Source organism: Acidobacteriota bacterium (genome assembly GCA_019347945.1).
Taxonomy (GTDB): domain Bacteria; phylum Acidobacteriota; class Thermoanaerobaculia; order Gp7-AA8; family JAHWKK01; genus JAHWKK01.
On the sequence record JAHWKK010000008.1, the window covers coordinates 61,705 to 79,123 of the forward strand.

At 59.9% G+C, this 17,419-nt stretch carries 14 protein-coding genes; 8 read left to right on the top strand and 6 right to left on the bottom strand.

Features of this window, described 5'->3' with window-relative positions; all coding sequences use genetic code 11:
• Window positions 1-22 precede the first annotated feature (22 nt).
• The 3 genes from KY459_07125 (at window position 23) to ligA (ending at window position 5,679) form a co-directional block, all read left to right on the top strand.
• Window positions 23-1,744 carry a hypothetical protein gene (locus KY459_07125; protein ID MBW3564479.1) on the top strand — a complete coding sequence of 574 codons (1,722 nt, stop codon included), beginning with the start codon at window positions 23-25 and terminating at the stop codon, window positions 1,742-1,744.
• Window positions 1,745-2,888: 1,144 nt separating this feature from the next.
• Window positions 2,889-3,620, top strand: a complete 732-nt coding sequence (locus KY459_07130; protein ID MBW3564480.1) for a hypothetical protein — start codon at window positions 2,889-2,891, stop codon at window positions 3,618-3,620.
• Window positions 3,621-3,681: 61 nt separating this feature from the next.
• Window positions 3,682-5,679 carry an NAD-dependent DNA ligase LigA gene (ligA, locus tag KY459_07135; GenBank protein MBW3564481.1) on the top strand — a complete coding sequence of 666 codons (1,998 nt, stop codon included), beginning with the start codon at window positions 3,682-3,684 and terminating at the stop codon, window positions 5,677-5,679.
• A 262-nt stretch (window positions 5,680-5,941) separates the two neighbouring features.
• On the opposite strand, the gene KY459_07140 is transcribed toward ligA, so the two are convergent.
• On the bottom strand, window positions 5,942-7,012 hold the full coding sequence (locus KY459_07140) for a hypothetical protein (protein MBW3564482.1): 1,071 nt from the start codon (window positions 7,010-7,012) through the stop codon (window positions 5,942-5,944).
• Window positions 7,013-7,326: 314 nt separating this feature from the next.
• Here KY459_07140 and KY459_07145 point away from each other — a divergent pair, with 314 nt between their 5' ends.
• Complete coding sequence (locus KY459_07145) at window positions 7,327-8,451, top strand: DegT/DnrJ/EryC1/StrS family aminotransferase (protein MBW3564483.1); 1,125 nt, start codon at window positions 7,327-7,329, stop codon at window positions 8,449-8,451.
• 409 nt (window positions 8,452-8,860) lie between these two features.
• Here KY459_07145 and KY459_07150 read toward each other — a convergent pair whose 3' ends face one another.
• Window positions 8,861-9,625 carry an enoyl-CoA hydratase/isomerase family protein gene (locus KY459_07150; protein MBW3564484.1) on the bottom strand — a complete coding sequence of 255 codons (765 nt, stop codon included), beginning with the start codon at window positions 9,623-9,625 and terminating at the stop codon, window positions 8,861-8,863.
• Between the two features lie 131 nt (window positions 9,626-9,756).
• Between KY459_07150 and KY459_07155 the strand changes: the two genes are divergently transcribed.
• A complete protein-coding gene (locus tag KY459_07155; protein ID MBW3564485.1) occupies window positions 9,757-9,915 on the top strand; it encodes a hypothetical protein in 159 nt (52 codons plus the stop codon).
• On the opposite strand, the gene KY459_07160 is transcribed toward KY459_07155, so the two are convergent.
• The 4 genes from KY459_07160 to KY459_07175 all read right to left on the bottom strand — a co-directional run bounded on the left by KY459_07160 (window position 9,878) and on the right by KY459_07175 (window position 14,883).
• Window positions 9,878-10,840, bottom strand: a complete 963-nt coding sequence (locus KY459_07160; protein ID MBW3564486.1) for a DMT family transporter — start codon at window positions 10,838-10,840, stop codon at window positions 9,878-9,880. The genes KY459_07155 and KY459_07160 overlap by 38 nt on opposite strands.
• Before the next feature lie 103 nt (window positions 10,841-10,943).
• Window positions 10,944-11,972: an NAD(P)-binding domain-containing protein gene (locus tag KY459_07165; protein ID MBW3564487.1), complete on the bottom strand. Its 1,029-nt coding sequence runs from the start codon at window positions 11,970-11,972 to the stop codon at window positions 10,944-10,946.
• Entirely contained in the window at window positions 11,969-12,430 is a 462-nt protein-coding gene (locus tag KY459_07170) for a GNAT family N-acetyltransferase (GenBank protein ID MBW3564488.1), read from the bottom strand. The genes KY459_07165 and KY459_07170 overlap by 4 nt, the downstream gene beginning before the upstream one ends.
• A 14-nt stretch (window positions 12,431-12,444) precedes the next feature.
• Entirely contained in the window at window positions 12,445-14,883 is a 2,439-nt protein-coding gene (locus tag KY459_07175; GenBank protein MBW3564489.1) for a prolyl oligopeptidase family serine peptidase, read from the bottom strand.
• Window positions 14,884-14,955: 72 nt separating this feature from the next.
• Here KY459_07175 and KY459_07180 point away from each other — a divergent pair, with 72 nt between their 5' ends.
• From KY459_07180 to KY459_07190, 3 genes are all read left to right on the top strand, one after another.
• On the top strand, window positions 14,956-15,684 hold the full coding sequence (locus KY459_07180) for a sulfotransferase (GenBank protein MBW3564490.1): 729 nt from the start codon (window positions 14,956-14,958) through the stop codon (window positions 15,682-15,684).
• 17 nt (window positions 15,685-15,701) lie between these two features.
• Window positions 15,702-16,616: an aminotransferase class IV gene (locus KY459_07185; GenBank protein ID MBW3564491.1), complete on the top strand. Its 915-nt coding sequence runs from the start codon at window positions 15,702-15,704 to the stop codon at window positions 16,614-16,616.
• Window positions 16,617-16,791: 175 nt separating this feature from the next.
• A complete protein-coding gene (locus KY459_07190) occupies window positions 16,792-17,400 on the top strand; it encodes an MEDS domain-containing protein (protein MBW3564492.1) in 609 nt (202 codons plus the stop codon).
• The last annotated feature ends 19 nt before the right edge of the window (window positions 17,401-17,419 follow it).

Below are 17,419 nucleotides of genomic sequence, written 5' to 3' on the forward strand. Positions count from 1 at the left end.
CATATTGCTCTCAGGAAGCGTAATGAGCGACGCATTCGCGGAACGCCGCCGAGCGGTACGTCGCCCTAGCCCGCCGACGAGTATTGATTATGTGCTTCCCGGCGTCAATGGTCAGAGCGATCTTGCATTCACGAACCACGGGGTAGAGGATGAGACAGTGAAGGCTTGTCTTGTTGCTGAGAACCGTTCTTACAGTTGCCGTTCTCTCACCATCAGTCCTGCGGCTACTGTCCGTACGACCGCGAACACTCTGTTCTTCGATCACGACGGTATGGTCACCCTCGACGCAAGCCCCTCCATCGAGGCGCGCGCTGACGGCACTGTGGCGAAGCGGCTTGAGGAGCTCTTGCAGAACAACGAGTTCGGCAACCTCGCAGGCATGAGCACCAGCACGATCACCCTGGCGACTCTCGAGAAGCCGGTCACGTTCGAAGGAGTCCTGCGGGACGAATTCGGCAGCCCACTCAAACGACAGAACATCACACTCAACGCCTACACACACCAGACCAGCACCATCCAAGACCTCTTCGAGACACCCATCCCAGACCAACTCGTGAGCATCGAACTATTGCCACTAGGCCACAACGACCTCTGGGCACACCTCAACACCCCAGAAGGACGGGTGGAGATGCAAAGCGAGTTCATGGAAGGATGGATCCCAAACGTCAACCCACAGACCACCGCCATCCTAAAGAACAGCACGCGCAAAAACGAGACCCTGGTGGTGCAGTACACGTCATTCCCAGAGAACCAAGATAATCAGGACGTGTTCATCCCGCACAACCAAGTCATCCCGCCACTCCAGACACACACGTTCAACCTACCATTCAGCAAGGGAAGCGCCTTCGTCCAACAGTTCCAACCAATCCACGCATACACCATCACCAATGGAACAATCGTCCCAGCAATGACACCAGCGCAGGCAGCGAACGCAGACTGGGGACTACCCGGCGAGGGAAAAGTACGACACAACATCAGCATCAACGATGTGAACGCGGGAGACACCATCACACTCCTCAACATCATCAACATCCCAATCACCGGAACAGTGACCACAACCAACGACGAAGGAACAACAATACACACACAAGCAGTGAACCTGCCAGTATACGGCAACAACAGCTACACCGCACCAGCAAACGGCAGAATAACACTAGAACTCAACGACAACGACGAGCCGACCGACAGAGTACCAACAGCACTACTCACCGCAACAAACACGCTCGGGACAAAACTACCGTTTAGGTACGAAGCGCCAGAGAAAATCGTAAAGGTGACTGGAGAGGAGTATGTGGCGAAGTGGTTGGACCCCTTGAAGGAACAGCATTTCTTCATCAGCTATGACGAGATGTCTGCCGCCATCAACGGCAGCAGCATCAACAGAAGTTACGTTAATGACATCGTCGATGCCGTATGGGCGGATCCTAGGGTACAAAACGGCTTTGGGACAAAAGAAAACGTTAAACAGTGGTTCTTCAACAGAGTAGACCAGAATCCTGCAAACTCAGAATTCTGCAAATCGGAGAAAGCAACTCAGCAAGCAGGATTTGGCTTGCGAACTCGTGACGGCATCAACTGCGGACCTGTTGATTTCAAGCCTGACGCTCCAAACATTGAAGCGCTCTTTAATACGTGGCGCGAGTTCTACATTAGCGACGTAGAAGGAGACCCAACAAAATATGGTGGATCGCCCTCTGCAGGTCCGGATTTGAACACAAAACCCCCTTGGTATGTCGGACAATAAACCGTTTCTTTTTTAAATAGCGTTTTCTATGACCTTTCGATGGTGGGAAAGAGTTGGAGAATCCTAGTTAGTTCTGCGTTTCTCCTAGTGCTATTATTGTTTCAAGCTCAAGAAGTGAATGCTTGTGATGGAGATGGTATTTGCGAGCCGGGAGAAAGTCTTGACTTTTGCGGTGATTGCACCACTTCGTATTGCACCGATAGCACCTGCGATCCTGGAAAGGGAGAGGATATATGCGGCAGTAGCACACACTGTCCAAGCGACTGTGGTCTCTGTCCTGGAGACACTTGTATCTCCTCAAGCCAGTGCCCACTCGGTTACTCCTGTTGCGGCAACACCTGTACATCTGCCGGCACCACGGAAGCCTGCACCAATGACATGCAGCGCGAGTGCACGGTTAATGGTTGGAGCGCATGCACCTGCATCGATGGCTCCACCCGTCAAGGCTCTTGCCAAACAGGGTTCATCCAGACGTGCACTGGCGGTCAGTGGGGAAGTTGCACATACAACTGCAACCAACAAAACGCATGCGCAAGAGAAAGCTGTCGGTACAGCACGAGCTGCACCGCTGGTCGAACAACGAAGGAAACCGCCTGCAACTACCAACCAGACCCAAGAGGCAACCTTTGCCAAGGCAGCACAAACACCTACTGCGACGGCAACGGCGCCTGCACCCTCGGAGCATGCCTCACGCCACAATTCTGCAAATCGACCCAGCCACCAAACACCTTCCAGAACACGACCGCCTACTGTTCAGGCGCCAACTGCTACCAATGCAACACCGGCCTGCACTGGAACGGCACAGCATGCATCACCTGCGGCAACACCTGCAACACCATAGGAGCGAAACGATGCACCGCAGACCTCAACGCCTACCAAGAATGCAAACAAACACAAGGCTGCACAAACCCACAATGGACCACCATCCAAACCTGCCATCGTTAACGTGCGCCCGTGAAAATCCGCGATGTCAGCACTTCGTCTCATGCGCGAGCCAGTGGGCACCGACCAGAACTTGATCCCCTGGGCAAACGTCTGCCCACGGACACGGGCAACCGGAGATACAATCGGTGATGGTCCGAGGTCGAGTGTGGGTGCGTCAGATAGACCAAAAGGGAAGGTCGCCAACGAGGTGGAGGAGAAGATGGGTGCTGATCTAAAGGCGGATTTACAGATCCCTGATCTTTGGTATGACTTTTACTCTCGGCTGCTACCGGGTGTGTGCTTCGTCGCAGCTCTTCGGATATTTGCAATTCAAATAGTGTCAGCACCGTCGAGTACCGAACTGCTGATCCTAATTTTCTTCGGGTACATTGCTGGGATCGTGACGCAGCCTGTGTCGTCGAGAGTGTCAGGCTGGGTGCAGGACCTGGTTGCATATCTCCGAGGTAAAGAAAAGGACATTGTGTCGATTGTGTCTCGACGATTGGAGAAGGCGGAAGCGGTGAAGGAACGGCAGATTCTGTCGAAGATGCACGGAGAGGTATCATTCTTTCTTCAACTCGGAATGTTCGGCGTGATGTTCGTAACAACGATGGCTACTCAGGGTGCGACGCTGCGGAGTTCCACCATCCTGAGTGCGATAAGCGTTGCTATCGTCGCTTTTTTGTGCGCGTTCGAGGTAGCAGATCGAAGATGCCTCCGTGCGATCAAGGCTGTGGCTCTTTTTTCTCTGGAAGGAGGCGATCTGAATCGACAGCGGGAGAGCAGAGACGAGGAAGGCGACGCGATCGTGTTCGCGATTGTTGCGATTGGCCTGTGGTGTGTTCTTTTGTTTCGCGACGCCTGGGCAGGAGCGATAGCCTGTGTGATCGCGGCGTTGGTATCAATTGTAGCTACAGTGGAAGTCAGTAAAGACCGCGCTACCAATAAGTGAGCGCGCGTGACTAAGCAGCAAGAGGCGCATTTTCGATCCCACGCGGTAGAATCTGCCATCGATGAGCCCGAAAAAGCGCGCGGAGAAACTCCGGAAAGAGATCCAGCGGCACGAGCGGCTGTACTACGTCGAGAACGAGCCGGAGATCAGCGACTACGAATTCGACCAGATGATGCGCGAGCTCATCGCGCTCGAGGAGTCCGATCCTTCACTCCGGACGCCCGACTCGCCGACACAACGGGTCGGGGGTGCGCCGGTCTCGCGCTTCGAGACCGTCCCGATCGATCCGCCGATGCTCTCGATCGAAAACGCCTACTCCCTCGAGGAGCTTCATGAATGGTACGAACGGACCGCCGGCCTCGCTGCGGACGAGCCGATCGATCTCGTATGCGACCTCAAGATCGACGGTGTGTCGATCGATCTGATCTGGGAGGAGGGGATCCTCGTCCGCGCTGCCACTCGTGGCGACGGCCGTCGCGGGGACGACGTGACATCGAACGTTCGGACGATCCGCGAGCTCCCTCTCAGGATCGACCGTCCCGGTCGGTTTCACGCGCGGGGCGAGGTCTATCTCGAGAAGGCGCGGTTCGCGCGGCTCAACGAGGAAAAGGTCGAAGCGGGCGAGCCGCCGCTGAAGAACCCGCGCAACACCGCCGCGGGGGCTCTCAAGCTCCTCGATCCGAAGGAGTCGGCGCGCCGGTGCCTCTCCGCCTTCGTCTACACGATCGTCGACGACAGCAGCGTCGAGGTCCGGTCGCAGGTCGACATGTTCGAGCTGATCGAGAGCACCGGCCTGCCACCAAACCCGCAGTGGCGGCATGCGAGCGATCTCGATGCGGCGATCGAGTTCATCGAGGAATGGCGCGACAGGCGCCACGAGCTTCCCTTCGAGATCGACGGAATCGTCCTGAAAATCAACAGCCTTGCCACTCGCGAGACCCTCGGGCGCACGTCGAAGGCACCGCGGTGGGCGATCGCCTTCAAGTACCCGCCGGAAGCCACCGAGACCATCGTGCGGGAGATCATCGCCCAGGTCGGCCGGACCGGGGCGATCACGCCGGTCGCGATCTTCGACCCGGTCGACATCGGAGGGTCGACGGTTCAGCGCGCCACGCTGCACAACTACGAGGAGGTCGAGCGGAAAGACGTCAGGGTCGGCGACTCGGTGATGGTCGAGAAGGGGGGCGACGTGATTCCGAAGGTCACGGGCGTCATCCTCGACAAGCGGCCGAAAAAGACTCGCGCAATCGTGAGACCCGATCAATGTCCCGTGTGCGGCGAGCCGACCCACCAGTTTGCCGGTGAAGTGGCGATCCGCTGTGTGAATCAGGGATGCCCCGCGATCGTCCGGGAGTCGATCGTTCATTTTGCCTCGAGGAAGGCGATGAACATCGAAGGACTGGGGGAGAAGGTCGTCGACCAGCTTCTCGAAGCCGGGCTGATCACCGACTGGGCCTCGCTCTACGACCTGAAAGCCGAGCAGCTCGTCGATCTGGAGCGGTGGGGCAGGAAGTCCGCGGAGAATCTCATCAGCGAGCTCGAAAAGTCGAAGGTCGCCGAGCTCTCGCGACTCTTCTTCGCGCTCGGTATCCGATTCGTCGGCGAGCGCGTGGCGGGAATCCTCGCGTCGCATTTCCGGTCGGTCGATGCGCTACGTCTGGCGACGGTCGACGAGCTGATTCAGGTGGAGGAAGTGGGCCCGAAGGTCGCCGAGGCCGTGAGGTTCTACTTCACCGTTCCGGCGAACGTCGAAAGACTCGAGAGACTCGAAAACGCAGGCGTCGTCATTCGCTACGAGTCGACTCGGAAAAGCTCGAAGCTCGAAGGGGAGATCATCGTCGTGACCGGAACGCTCGAGCACTTCAGGCGAGACGAGATCGAGAAGCTGATCGAATCGCACGGCGGAAGATCGACCGGGTCCGTCTCGAAAAAGACCACCATGCTCGTCGCGGGTAAAGATGCCGGGTCGAAGCTGGCGAAAGCGAACGAGCTCGGGGTCCCGATCGCCAGCGAAGAGGAGTTTCTCGACCTCATCGGCGAAAAACCGGGTCGGGAGTGAATGGTGTTGCCCAAACCGAAACCCGAGACAACCGGAGCCCCCGTCCAGATCCGTCGCCGTCCTTCGGCGGCTCCTAATGAAACCACCATGAAATTGTTGGACTTCGACCCTTTGCAGCGCTTCGCTTGGTCTGATGTCCCAACCTGCGAGGTCCTTCGCCTGCCCGCCCGACCGCCCGCTCAGGATGACGTCGGTTTGAGTATGCGCAAAGCAAAGGGCTCCCGTTTCCGGGAGCCCTCGTCGCGAACGGATCGTTCCGCGATCAGCGAAATACGACCGGGAGAACGAAATCCGTCGATGCCACGCCGTCGCTCGCGCGCAGCACGATCGTGTCGGAGGTTCCCTTGCGGGTCGAGAACGGATAGATCTGAAGGACGCCACCGTCGCGGAGGCTGATGTCGCCGCTCTCTGTCAGCAGGACGAGCTCGACCTGTTCGCCTTCCGGATCGACGGCGACCACCCGCAGCGTCGTCGGAAATCCGCTGATGGCGATCTCCATCGGCTGATCGAGCACGCCGTCACCATCGGCATCGGCGATGTCGATGACTCCGTCCTCGTTCATGTCGACGCCGAGCAGAGTGACGTCGAAATTCTCGCGAGTCGTGATTCCCCGCGTGAACGACGGGTCATTCGAGAGGTTGTTGATGGTCGTTCCATAGGTGATCACGTCGCCGCTGCGAACTCTCGCGTAGATCACGTCACCGTTCATCGCCGTCAATCCGAGAAAGTTCCTGATTCCGGCGTTGTAATGAAACTGGGTGCCGGCCTCGTATGCCTCGATGCGACTCGCTTCACGGGTCCCGTCGCTTCGGACGAGCGTCCATTCGACTTCCGAATCGGTTGCCGCGTAGATGCCGAAGTTGAAGCGGGCGAGGTCGACGTCGGCGGGACCGGTGATCACGGCGGTCTCACCCGCACGGGAGAGCTCGTCGCTGCGGTATACGGGAATGTCGTGGCCGAATGGGCCGGCGGGGCCTGTGGTGTAAGTGCGGCTGTTGACGATCAGCTTCCGTGCAGCAAAGTCATCGACTTCGATCACGAGCGCACCAGTGACGTTGCTCAGATTCATCTCGGTGCCGACGACGTCCTCGAGGAGAACGGTTCGTCCGGGGCCGACGAGCACGACAATCGATTCCCTCGCGCCTTGCGACGTGTGCAGGGTCACCTCGGCGCTCACCATCGTCGATCCGATGTTGTGAAAGACCAGGTCGCTCTGCCAGCTCGAGCCGAGCGCGCCTTCGGTTGCTCCGGCCACCGGAACGATCAGTTCGGCTGCCGAAGCGCCGAGCGCCATTGCCGAGATCAGTAGAAGGGTTGGAATGGTTCGTTTCATTTGAACATCTCCTTTGCGTCCGGGTTGGTTTGAGTTGCTCGGACTGACAGGAGATACGGACGTTCGCAGTGATGTGTCTACGGCATAAAAGGCGCTTTGGAGCGCGTATTTGTGGGGCGTGGTAATGTTGCGGAGGATCCCGTTCATGATACGGAGCTCGACGGTTTTGCGTTGGTCGGTCGGTCCGAGTGGGATCCGGCCTCGAGGATTTCGATCATGGCGTCGGATGCGGTCCGGCGTCCGCATGAGGCGGAATGGAATCCCGCGGTTTAGTCGACGGTTGGTCGCGTGAAACGTCCATCAGGAGCCACCGATTGAACATCCCCCTGCTTGACCTCAAGCGCCAGTATCAGACGATCCGAGACGAAGTGATGAAAGTCACCGAGGAGGTCTACGAATCCCAGGTCTTCATCCTGGGAAAGAAGGTTTCGGATTTCGAGGACAACTTCGCGAGGTATTGCCAGACTCGGCATGCGGTGGGTGTTTCGTCCGGGACCGATGCGCTGCTCGAGGCGCTGATGGTCGCCGGGGTCGGGCATGGCGACGAAGTGATCGTTCCGGCGTACTCGTTCTTTGCCACTGCGGGCGTCGTTGCTCGGCTCGGGGCGGTGCCGGTATTCGTCGACATCGATCGCGACTCGTTCAATATCGATCCCTCTCTGATCGAGGAACGGATCACCAGCGCGACGAAGGTGATCATGCCGGTGCACCTTTACGGACAGGTCGCCGAGATGGGAGCGATCAGCAGGATCGCGTCGAAGCACGGGCTCGAGATCATTGAGGACGCCGCCCAAGCCGTGGGAGCCGAGCTCGATGGTAAACGAGCAGGCTCGTTCAGCCGCTACGGATGTTTCTCATTCTTTCCGTCAAAGAACCTCGGTGGTTTCGGGGATGGCGGAGCGATCACGACCAGCGACGCGGCAACCTACGAGAAGCTCATCGATTTTCGGGTGCACGGCATGAGGCCGAAGTACTACCACCACAGCGTCGGAGGAAACTTCCGGATCGACGCGCTCCAGGCCGCGATCCTCGACGTGAAGCTGGCAAAACTCGACGCATGGACCGAAGCGAGACAGAAGAACGCGGCAATGTACGATGATCGATTCGCTGAGGCGGCAAATGATGGAAGGATCGTGCTGCCGAAGGTCATCGGGAACAGGCGGCACGTCTACAACCAGTACGTCGTGATGTTCCCCGGCGGCGAAACAGTCCGCGAGCGAGTGAGACAGACTCTTCTGAGCTCGGGAATCGGGTGCGAGATCTACTATCCGCTGACCCTTCCGCAGCAGGAGTGCTTCGCGGATCTCGACCACAGCCGCAGGTCCTTTCCGGTGTCGGAAGCGGCGGCGAAGAGCTCGCTGGCGCTGCCGATCTTCAGCGAGCTGGAAGCCTCGGAGATCGACCGGGTCGCAGAGGTAGTTCTGAAGAGTGAAGGGTGAAGAGTGAAGAGTGAAAAAAAGGCGAGACTCAGTCATCTGCCAGCGGGAGGCGAGCCTCTGGCGAGCCGCGATCCTCGAAACCGAACCTGAAACCCGCAATCATCCAGGCGGGCGGAGTCGCGCGATTATCGCCCTCGTCATCCTGAGCAAATGATCGACGCGTTGCGCCGGTGAAGCGAGGATGAAAACCGGAGCCCGCACAACTCCGCACCCCAAACTCAAACCGACGTCGTCCCGAGCGGGCGGTTGGGTGGGCAAGCGAGGGACCTTGCAGGGTGGGACATCAGGCCAAGCGAAGCGCTGCAAAAGGTCGACGTCCACGCAATTTCGTCGTCGTTTCATTAGGAGCCGCGGAAGGACGGCGAAGGATCTGGGCGGGGCTTTTACCGTCTCCTCTTTTTCTCACTCTTCACTCTTCACTCTTCTTCTTCACGATCGTCCGATCGAGGTAATCCTGAATGCGGACGAGCGTTTCCTCCGTTTCCCACAGTGCCCGCACCTCCATTTCCTCGGGGAGGAGGCATCGAACGCGCTCCATCGTCTCCGCGCGAAGAGTCCGTTTCGTGATCGAGAATCCTCGGGGAGAGAGGTTGCCGAGCCATCTTGCCGCCTCGGTCGCCGCTTCGAGGAGAGTCTCGGAGTCAATCGTCTCGTCGATCAACCCGACGCGCAGCGCTTCTTCCGGAAGGAGCGTACGTCCCGAGTAGAGGATCTCCTGGAGGTTCCCGCGATTGACGCTGGCTCGCATCACCTCGGTAACGAAGGTCGGAAAGGGGACGCCGACGAGAAGCTCGGGAACGCCGATCCGGGCGGTGCCGCTCACCATGAGCCGGTAATCGCAGCACTGAACGAGGACGCATCCGCCGGCGATCGCGTGGCCGTTGACGGCGGCCACGACCGGGCGGTCGAAAGTGTAGAGCTTTTCGAACATCCGAATCAGCGGGCCATAGAACTCCCTGATGTAAGCGACCCCGCCCGCCAGCAGACGGCGCAGATCAACACCCGCGGAAAACGACGAACCGCTGCCGGTCAGAACGACTGCGCTGGTCGACGGCCCGTCGATCTCATCGAAGGTGGCGCTGATCGCGTCGACCAGCTCCAAATCGAGCGCGTTGACCTTGCCGCGATTCATCCGGACGATCGTGATTCCATTGTGAGTTTCGCGTTCGATCATTCTGAGCATCATACGGGCTCGTTCGTTCCCCGGAAATAGACCCATGAGACGGCTCGTTCTTTGTGCGATCGCCCGATCCCGGAATTCGCGGATCGCTGAAGTCTGAAAATCTTTTCAATCAGGAGTTTACGATGTCAGAGAACAAGACCAACGAGCTGATGGCTCGTCATCAGATCACCATCGAGGACCTGCAGGAGCGGAAGCACTCGCTGCATCACCTCCGGAACATCGTTCGATCGGAGAATCTCCCGTTCAACGTGTTCCAGAGCCTGGTCCGGCACCGTCGCTGAGCTCCGGCTCCTGCGATGTCGAGGGAGGCGGCCTTTCGGCCGCCTTTTTTGTGTCTGGTCCGGGGATCACCGATCCGGTCGTCGAGAGGATCCCGATGCCCGACAGGACGACCGCCACACCGATCCACTGGCCGATCCCGAGGTCTTCCCCCAGAAGAGCCCAGCCCCACAGGACGGTCAGCATCGGCTGAACGAGAAGGATCACCGAGGTCTCGAGCGCGGGAAGACGCGGCAGCACCCAGGAGATCAGCAGCCATCCGACCACGGAGGCGGTGACGGCCAGCGCCAACAACCATCCGTGAGCTGGCCAGCTGATCTCCCAGGAGAAGTGACGGTCCGTCGGGATCAGCAGAACCGACGCGACGAGCGCCCCGAAGGTCGCGTCCATCAGCGGACCCACCGGAGGAGCTACGGTCGCGGTGTTCGATACGCGGAAGATCAGAAGGAATGCCGCATAGGTGAGCCCGGTGAGGACGCCGAAGATCGCACCACCCAGCGGGTCGGTGCCCCAGGCGCGTTCGTCGAAGACTCCTGATATCAGAACGACGCCGAAAAAGACGACCGGGACGAATGCGAGCGCCATCCGGTTCGGTCGTTCACGATGGAACAGCCAGGCCGCGAGCGCGACGAACACTACCTGGGTGTTTCCGAGAACCGTCGCGAGTCCCGCGCCGATCATCGCGATCGAGCGGTGCCAGCAGGCGAAGTCGACAGCGAGCGCGACGCCGGCGATCACGGCGATCATCCGTTCACGCCTGGTGCGCTGGTCGCGGTGGCGCCGGAACCAGTAGATGATCATGAGGATCGGCAGCGCATAACCCACCCGGAAGACGGCCGCCGTCGATGGAGAGACTTCCGAAAGCCGGACGAAGACTGCCGAAAATGAGATGGCGACGACGCCGAGGATTGCGGGAAGTCGTTTCATCGAGACGTCCCGCGAGCTGGCGATCCGTTCCGTCGTGCGCCGATTCTCAACCGGCAGCCCCGCGGGCCCTCAGCCGGGAAAGAGCAAAATCTCTGATCGTTCATCACGTTTCCGGCACGCTGAAAGGGGCGGGCTCTTCGGGAGAGGACTCTCCACAAATGGCGGCGACGATTCTGCCGACGTGAACATGGCTCGTTTCGATGAACTCACGGGCTCCCTCGAGCTGTGTTCCGGCCACGGCGGTTCCGGCGATGTAGAGGTCGGGGACGCTCGACTCCATCATTCGGGAATCGACCCGCGGCGCGCGTCCGGGCCCCTCGATGGCGACTCCGGCCTTGCGGAAAAGCTGCGCGTCCTGCTGGTAACCGGTCAGGAGAAGGACGTCGTCGGCCGGACGTTCGAACGTCCTGCCATCGCGCTCGAGCAGCACAGATCCCGGCCGGATCTCGACGACCCGTGTGGAGCCGAGAAAATCGATGAGACCATCACGAATCATCGCCTCGATCTCGGGAAGAAGCCAGGCCTTGACCCTTTCACCGAACTTCTCCCGCCGATGAACGATCGTGACGCGGGCGCCGACTCGCTGACAGCGGATCGCGGCCTCGACGGCCGAGTTTCTCCCTCCGACGATCACAACGTCTCTCCGGAAGTAGTTGTGCGGCTCGGCGAAGTAGTGGCTGACGTGTGGAAGGCTTTCACCGGGGACCTCGATGAGCCGGGGCCCATGCATGTCGCCGATCGCCAAAACCACGCTCGAAGCTCGAAGAACATACTCCTCGACCGGGGTTTCGATCGACACATCGAAGTGATCACCCTGGCGGACGAGTGAGCTCACGCGGTGTCCCGTGAGGATGTCGAGATCGAATTGCTGGACCACGCCGCGAAGATAGGCGAGATACTCCTCGCGGGTCGCCTTGGTCTGGTCGAGGGTCTGGAGGGGAACGCCGGCCAGCGCAATCCGTTCAGGTGACGAATAGAAGTGCGTGCCGGGAGCGTACCAGGCGATCGTCGAGCCGATCTGCTTCGCCTCGACGTGACGGTATTCAATGCCGCGACGTTTCATTGCTACGGCGAGCTCGATCCCGATCGGTCCGGCTCCGACGATGAGGACGTTCGTGGTCCGATCGTTCAAACCAGATCCATCTCCTCGAAGACGAGGTAATGATCGCCCTTCATTCCGAGGCGGCGATAGACCTCCTGAGCGCGCTCGTTACGCCGGTCGACGTAGAGGCGGAGTCCCTTCACTCCTGCGGCGATCGCCTCGGTTTTCACCAGCTCGAACATCGCGCGGAACACGCCGGTACCCCGCGCGATCGAATCGACCCAGACGCTCTGAATCCACCAGATCGGACCATTGCGCCAGTCGCTCCATTCGTATGTGATCAGAACCGACGACACGACGGTGCCGTCGATCTCACCGACATAGTAGGTGCCCCGCGAAGGGTCATCGAACACGGCGAGCACCCCCTTCTCGACCGTCTCGCGGTCGAGATCGATCTCCTCGGTTTCCTTCGCCATGTCGAGCTGGAACTGCACGATGTGCGGAACGTCGTCGCGCTCCGCCTTCCTGATCTCGGCCTCGACCTTCATGTCGGTATCGACCTTTATTCGGCTCCTGCTTCTTTCACGTAGATCTCGAGCCAGCGATCCATCTCCCACAGCATGTGCATGATCGATTCATACGAGCGGTATCCGTGACTTTCATGCGGGAACATGACGAGCCTCGTCGTGGCACCCATACCCTTGAGCGCGTTGTAGAGCCGCTCGCTCTGCATCGGAAAGGTACCCGAATTGTTGTCGGCCTCGCCGTGAATCATCAGCAGAGGTTCGTCGATCTTGTCCGCGTTCATGAAGGGGGACATCGTGAAATAGACATCCGGGGCTTCCCAGAAGGTTCGCTCCTCGGACTGAAAACCGAACGGAGTGAGGGAGCGGTTGTATGCACCGCTTCTGGCGATTCCGGCCGCGAAAACATCCGAGTGGGCGAGAAGGTTCGCCGTCATGAAGGCGCCGTAGGAGTGTCCTCCGACACCGACGCGTTTCGGATCGAGGACACCACGGCGGGCGCCTTCTTCGATCACGGCGTTCGCGTTCATCACGAGCTGTTCGCGGAACGAGTCATTCGGCTCGATCTCACCTTCTCCGACGACCGGCATTGCAGCGTCATCGAAGACGGCGTAGCCGCGAGTGACCCATGGGATCGGGCCCCAGTAGCTGACCGTCTTGAAGCGGTAGGGAGAATCCTGAACCTGCCCCGCGGCGTCGGCATCCTTGTATTCATTCGGATACGCCCAGATGAGCGCGGGCAGTGGTCCGTCCTCTGCCGGGTCATATCCGGGCGGCAGGTAGAGCATCGCGCTCAGTTGCACCCCGTCTTCACGCTCATACGTGATGAACTCCTTCTGGATCCCCTTCAGATCGAGGTAGGGGTGAGGGAACGAGGTGAGAGCACGCAGCCGGCCGGTGCGGAGATTGCGGGCGAAATAGTTCGGGGGGGTGTCGACGGATTCTCTCTGCGTCAGGATCGAAGTTCGCCTCGCGTCGAGAAAATCGATCGGTCTTTCGTAGTGAGGCGCGGAGGATCGGAAGAGCTCTGTGGTCGCTCCACTCCTCCGGTCATAGCGCCTGAGAAACGGGCGATCTCCCTCGGGAGACGCGCCTGCACCGCGTAGAAAGAAGTCATCATCGCTGGCGAGATCAACGACGTCGTACCCTCGCTCATTGGTGGTCATCAGAAGCGAGCCGGGGTCGTTGTATCGGTCCTCGAACGAGTAGTCGAAGATCACCTTTGCCGGGCGATCCGACCTCGAGGGGTCAAACTCGTAGAGCCGCGATTTTCGGTTGCTCCACCACCACTCGGAGATGTATGCCTGATCCTCATCGGCCCATTGGACGCCGCCGAAACGGAGGGGGAGGATGGGACCGGCGACCGGCTGGCCATCGAAAGGCGCCGGAAGCATGTAGAGCCGGTCGCGTTGATCCGCTTCCTTCCGGGCATTGCCTTCGTCGAGTGCTTCCACCCAGTAGAGCGTTGCCGGCGCGTCGCCACGCCACGAAATGCTGCGGATTCCGGTCGGAACCGATCCGAAACCGAGCGGGACTTCCTCCTGAAGCGGAAGGTCGGCGATCTCCTCGATCAGATTTCCGTCCCGATCGATCACCTCGATCCGCCTGGGAAAGCGGTACCACGGAACCAGATAGGAGTATGGCCGATGGATCGATTCAATGAGGATGAAACGTCCGTCCGGGGAGGGGGACGCGTCTATGTAAACGCCCGGTTCGGTCAGCTCTTTGGTGGCACCGTCGAGCCCGATCAGCGCAACTACCGACGTCGTCTGGAAGTCGAAGATCCGCTCGTCATCGGGATTCGAGAGGAGATCTTGCCAGGTACGGGCGGGGGCCGTCTTTCCGATGTTTTCCCGAATCACCGGACCCTCCGGGATCTCGTTTCGCGCCGGCTCGCTCGCTTCGGCCGAGGAGCGGAGTCGCACGAGAATCGACCCGGAATCGGGCATCCAGGCGAACGGAGACCCCGAGAAGACATCGACGACTCGGCGAGTCCCGAGACGGCTGGCACGCGCGTTTACCGCGTTCAGGGTCCAGATCTCGACCGCGTCTTCCGCGTCGATCGTGAAGGCCACCTGGCTGCTGTCGGGAGACCAGGCGGCGTTTCTGATGCGCGAGTCGTCGGGGATTCCGGTGACGCGCCGCTCGGTCCCGGTTTCCACATCGACGAGCCGAAGTCCCTTGTAGGAGCGGTCGCGACTCGGTCCCTGATTTCTCGGGTTGATGCGGATGCCGGCGAGTCGAAGCTCGGGGGCCGCAAGCGCCGAGATCGGATCGAGACTCGGTCGTTCCATCAGAAGGAGCGTCCGGGAGTCGGGACTGAGCTGGACGATCGGCGTCAGCGGAGCGTCGACGAGCCGCGCCAGCTCCTCCGGAGGCTTCATGTAGCCGTCGGCCGCGAGGAGCGGAGTGCCGGTAAAAATGAATGCGACCAGCAGAACCATTCGGATGCGGATACTCATTGATCTTTCCTTCATGCGCAGATTCTATACGCCGCCCTTCCGAATGTTCGTGTCGAACGATGATCAGGCTGCTATTCTCAGCCTGCAATGAGCAGACGGATCGCGATGTGGTCGGGGCCGCGGAACATTTCAACCGCAATGATGCGCTCGTTCGGCGCGCGCTCCGATACTCATGTGACCGACGAACCGTTCTATGCGACCTACCTCAGAAATACCGATGTCGATCATCCGGGGAGAGACGAGATCCTCGAGGCGTATCCGGAAGATTGGAAGTCGGTGGCGCGATGGCTGACCGGTCCGGTTCCGCAAGGGAAAGCGATCTGGTATCAAAAGCATATGACGCATCACATCCTCCCCGGAATGGAGAGAGAGTGGATGGACGAGCTCGATCACGCCTTTCTCATTCGCGATCCTGCGGCCGTCATCGCGTCGTTCTCGAAGGTGATCCCTGATCCGGACGAATCGGACATCGGTCTCGAGCAGCAGGTCGAGATCTTCGAAGGGGTACGGAGTCGCGCGGGCCGGATCCCGCCGGTGATCGATGCCGACGATGTTCTGGCTGATCCGGAGGGAGTGCTCCGGCTGCTGTGCCGTGCCCTGGAGATCGAGTTCGAACCGTCGATGCTGCGATGGGAACCGGGACCGCGACCGACCGACGGGATCTGGGCGAAGTACTGGTACGAGAGCGTCAACCAGTCCACCGGGTTCCAGCCGGCGAGGAACCGGACGATCGAGCTTTCACCCTCGCTCCGCGAGCTCGAAGCCACGTGCCGGCCGTATTACGAGACAATGGCGGCGCAGAGACTCGGAGTCTGACCGGGGAACCGACCACGATGCTGCAACGCTTCGACGAGAGAAACCGCGATCTTCTGATCAATGTCAACGGCCGTCTCGAGCATCGGGAGAAGGCCAGGATCAGCCCGTTCGACAGCGCGGTTCAGGGCGGCGACGCCGTATGGGAAGGCCTCCGGCTTTACGAGGGATGCATCTTTGCCCTCGAGGAGCATCTCGCGCGTCTCCGCTCCTCGGCGAAAGCGCTCGCTTTCACGGAGATCCCGGATGATGCGCACCTGACCGCCGAGATCACTCGAACGCTCGAGGCCAACCGGATGTGGGACGGCGTTCACATCCGTCTTACCCTGACGCGCGGGGAAAAGATCACGTCGGGGATGGATCCGCGCCTCAATCAGTCGGGTCCCACCCTGATCGTTCTCGCCGAGTACAAGCCGCCCGTCTACGAGCGAGACGGACTGAAGCTCATTACGAGCTCGGTCCGGCGCTTTCCTCCCGACTGCCTCGATCCGAAGATTCATCACGCGAATCTGCTGCAGTCGATTCTCGCGAAAATCGAGGCGAATGCCGCCGGCGCGGACGACGCGGTCATGCTCGACTTGCGCGGCTTCGTGGCGGAGACGAATGCTACACACCTCTTTCTGACGAATCGAGGTGTCGTGAAGACCTCCAGAACCGTCGCGTGTCCGGAGGGAATCACACGAGCTACGGTGCTGCGGCTCTGCGGCGAGAATTCAATCGACCATCTGGTCGAGGATCTGTCGCTGGCCGAGCTCTATCGAGCCGACGAGGTGTTCTGCACCGGGACGATGGGCGAGCTCGCGGCGGTCACGGAAATCGATGGACGCACAATCGGCGAGGGAAAGCCCGGTCCGATGACGGAACGGTTCTCCCGTCTTTACGCCGAAGAGGTGTCGCGATCAGGCACGAAAGTCGTCGAGAAGAGCGGGGCGTGAACACTGAAAGGCTGCGATCCGGGAGAGGCGGGGATCAGAGGCTCCGCCGGCGGATTTTCCTCCAGCTTCTTCAGCCAGCGGAACGTCGGAATCTCCGTTGATGCTTCGGGACGATCAGATCCGGGGGCACCACAATTGCTTCACCCAAGGCACCACAATTGCTTCTTTGGCGGTCATGGTCAAGACACGCACCTCTGAAGGAAGCGTTCGACTGGGAATCGAGCCGGAGCTTTTCGCACGTCCTGGCGACCACGTCGCCTATCTCTGGGAAAACGACGCGGAGTTCGAACGGGGAGTCAGATTTCTCGATGTGGGACTGAAAGAGGGAGACGCGTGCGTCGTTTTCGGCCACGAAGAGGCAAACGAAAAGGTTCTCGCGATCCTGCGCAGGAAGATCGACGTCGACACCGCTCTGGAGCACGGCAATCTCGTCGTGATCGGAGGGGAATCCGCGGGCGAGGCTACTCTCGATAACATCGGACGCCAGTTCAAACGCCTCCTCGATCAGGGGGCGAAGTCAGTCCGACTTCTCGGCAACCTCGGCTGGGGCCGGAGTGGCTGGCCTACCGATACCGACATGCTCGCTTTCGAAAGCAAGGTCACGGGCGCGATCCGCGACCTCCCCTGTGTCGTTGTATGCATGTACGATGTCCGTTCTCTGTCGGGTCAGATCGTCGTCCATGGCGCTTTCGAAACTCACCCGCTGACCTTCTGCCGCAACGTCCTGCGCGAGAATCCCCATCACGTCCCGATCGAAGAGTTCCTCGCATCTCTGAAACCGTAGCCTCGCCGGTAGGGTTCGC

What these genes read in the sequence shown, in the direction of transcription:
- KY459_07125 (MBW3564479.1), top strand. Translation starts at nt 23, where the DNA reads ATGAGCGACGCATTCGCGGAACGCCGCCGAGCGGTACGTCGCCCTAGC.
- KY459_07180 (MBW3564490.1), top strand. Translation starts at nt 14,956, where the DNA reads ATGAGCAGACGGATCGCGATGTGGTCGGGGCCGCGGAACATTTCAACC.
- KY459_07170 (MBW3564488.1), bottom strand. Translation starts at nt 12,430, where the DNA reads ATGAAGGTCGAGGCCGAGATCAGGAAGGCGGAGCGCGACGACGTTCCG.
- KY459_07155 (MBW3564485.1), top strand. Translation starts at nt 9,757, where the DNA reads ATGTCAGAGAACAAGACCAACGAGCTGATGGCTCGTCATCAGATCACC.
- ligA (MBW3564481.1), top strand. Translation starts at nt 3,682, where the DNA reads ATGAGCCCGAAAAAGCGCGCGGAGAAACTCCGGAAAGAGATCCAGCGG.
- KY459_07175 (MBW3564489.1), bottom strand. Translation starts at nt 14,883, where the DNA reads ATGAAGGAAAGATCAATGAGTATCCGCATCCGAATGGTTCTGCTGGTC.
- KY459_07140 (MBW3564482.1), bottom strand. Translation starts at nt 7,012, where the DNA reads ATGAAACGAACCATTCCAACCCTTCTACTGATCTCGGCAATGGCGCTC.
- KY459_07130 (MBW3564480.1), top strand. Translation starts at nt 2,889, where the DNA reads ATGGGTGCTGATCTAAAGGCGGATTTACAGATCCCTGATCTTTGGTAT.
- KY459_07160 (MBW3564486.1), bottom strand. Translation starts at nt 10,840, where the DNA reads ATGAAACGACTTCCCGCAATCCTCGGCGTCGTCGCCATCTCATTTTCG.
- KY459_07190 (MBW3564492.1), top strand. Translation starts at nt 16,792, where the DNA reads ATGGTCAAGACACGCACCTCTGAAGGAAGCGTTCGACTGGGAATCGAG.
- KY459_07185 (MBW3564491.1), top strand. Translation starts at nt 15,702, where the DNA reads ATGCTGCAACGCTTCGACGAGAGAAACCGCGATCTTCTGATCAATGTC.
- KY459_07150 (MBW3564484.1), bottom strand. Translation starts at nt 9,625, where the DNA reads ATGATCGAACGCGAAACTCACAATGGAATCACGATCGTCCGGATGAAT.